Here is a 2,316-nt window from a genome sequence, read left to right as displayed (position 1 = left end):
ACGCTGAGCGATCAAGAACAGCCGGGCGAACAGACGTTCGCCGATCTCGGCATCAGAGAAGAAATATCATCCGCACTGGCCGAGGGCGGCATCGTCCACCCCTTCCCGATCCAGTCGCTGGCGATCCCCCTCGCCCTGTCAGGCGTCGACCTCATTGGTCAGGCACGCACCGGCACGGGCAAGACGCTGGCCTTCGGCACCAGCCTGCTGCACCGGATCACGGGTCTGGCCGAGGACGCGGAAGATCCGCCCACGCACGGCAAGCCCCGCGCGCTCGTCGTGGCCCCCACGCGCGAACTCGCCCTCCAGGTGTCCCGCGACCTCGCGCTCGCCGGTGCAAAGCTCAAAACCCGTGTGCTGACCATCTACGGCGGCACGGGCTACGACGAGCAGCTCGACACTCTCGCCTCCGGGGTTGACGTCGTCGTCGGTACCCCCGGCCGCTTGCTCGACCTGCTGAACAGGCGTGCGCTGAACCTGTCGAAGATTCAGGTTCTCGTGCTGGACGAGGCCGACGAGATGCTCGATCTCGGGTTCCTGCCGGACATCGAACGCCTGCTGGCTGCCACGCCGAAGGATCGCCAGGTCCTGCTCTTCTCGGCGACGATGCCGGCCCCCATCCTTGCGCTGGCCCGCGCAACCCTGAACCGACCGGTGAACATCCGGGCCGAGGGTCAGGATGCCAAGGCCACCGTTCCGGACGTCGAGCAGTTCGCCTACCAGTCCCACAACCTGGACAAGCCCGAGATCGTCGCGCGGCTGGCCCAGGGCACCAACACCACCAAGATGATGGTGTTCTGCCGCACCAAGCGCGCGGCTCAGCGCCTCTCCGACGAACTGGTGGACCGGGGCTTCCCGGCCGCGGCCATCCACGGCGACCTGAACCAGGCCGCACGTGAGCGTGCGTTGAAGGATTTCCGCTCGGACAAGATCACGATCCTCGTGGCCACCGACGTCGCAGCTCGCGGCATCGACATCACCGGCGTCAGCCACGTGGTCAACCTCGAGTGCCCCGACACGGCCAACACCTACGTCCACCGGATCGGCCGCACAGCTCGCGCCGGTCAGAAGGGCGTGGCGGTCACCCTCGTCGACTGGGCGGATGCCACCCGGTGGAAGGTCATCGACAAGGAACTCGAGCTGGACCTGCCTCCGCTGGAGGAGACCTACTCGTCCTCGCCGCACCTGTTCGAGCAACTCGACATCCCCGCGGGGACCCGCGGGAAGCTCCCCGGAGCCAAGCCGGTGGAACGCAAGGAACGCTCAGAGCGCTCGGAGCGAGGCTCCTCCGAACGCCGTTCTGGCGGTCGTTCCAGTGAGCGACGCTCGGGTGACCGTCCCTCCGGGGGCTCCGGTGACGCAGATCGTCATCGCCCCCGGCGCAACACCTCCACAGAGGCAGTGGGCGACCATCCGAGGGACGACGCCGCGGTGGCGTCGAAGCCGCGCAAGCGTCGTCGTCGCCGTGCCGGCGTGGAGGTCAAGGACGCCGCCCAGCCGTCGGTCTGAGACACCCCCACAGCTGCAACAACCACGAGGAGGCCCGGTCATCGACCGGGCCTCCTCGTGTTTGGCGTGGCGGGTTCGACCCCGCGGTGCCGGTCAGTAGTCCATTTGCATTGCCTGGCGAACCTCGTCAAGGGTTTCGTTGGCGACGTCATTGGCACGCGCATTGCCATCGGCCAGGATGGCGCGCAACTGACCGGGGTCGGCGACGATCTCCGCACGTCGTGCGCGGTGGCCGGCGAAACGTTCGTTGACCGCCTCCGTGGCCAGCTTCTTGAGGCCTCCGCCTCCACCGTCGCCAATCTGCTCGGCCACATCGAGTGGATCGAGATCCATGCACAGCGCCGTGAGATTGACGAGGTTGGACACCTCGGGACGGTTGATGGGGTCATAGGTGATGTGCCGGTCGGAGTCGGTCACCGCACGCTTGAGCAGTTTTGCCGTCTCGTCGGCCGTCATGCCCAGCTCGATGGTGTTGCCCTTGGACTTGCTCATCTTGGTGCCATCGAGACCCAGAATGGTGCCGGAACGGCTGAGCAGCGCCTCGGGTTCCGGGAAGACAGCACGCTGCGCGTCCGCCCGTCCGTAGCGTTCGTCGAAGCGACGAGCGACCGTGCGTGCCTGTTCGATGTGCGGCAACTGGTCCTTGCCGACGGGCACCAGGTTCGCCTTGCAGAACAGGATGTCCGCGCTCTGGTGCACCGGGTAGGTGAGCATCAGGCCGGACATGGGACGCTCCCCCGTGTCATCGAGTTCCGACTTCACGGTGGGGTTGCGTCGCAACTCCGCGTCGGTGACGATCGACAGGAA

The 2,316-nt window shown here is 66.8% G+C and carries 2 protein-coding genes; one reads left to right on the top strand and one right to left on the bottom strand.

The features are described 5' to 3' along the window. A partial coding sequence (locus Q4P07_RS14255) for a DEAD/DEAH box helicase (RefSeq protein WP_303375575.1) occupies positions 1–1,509 on the top strand: 1,509 nt, incomplete at its 5' end. 93 nt (positions 1,510–1,602) lie between these two features. Here Q4P07_RS14255 and Q4P07_RS14250 read toward each other — a convergent pair. Then, positions 1,603–2,316 (bottom strand): tryptophan--tRNA ligase (locus tag Q4P07_RS14250; protein ID WP_368660292.1); only part of this gene is annotated, 714 nt, incomplete at its 5' end.

The organism is Ornithinimicrobium sp. (assembly GCF_030537745.1).
Taxonomy (GTDB): Bacteria; Actinomycetota; Actinomycetes; order Actinomycetales; family Dermatophilaceae; genus Ornithinicoccus.
The sequence above is the reverse complement of the archived record's forward strand: the minus strand, read 5'-3'. Positions and strand labels throughout refer to the sequence as shown.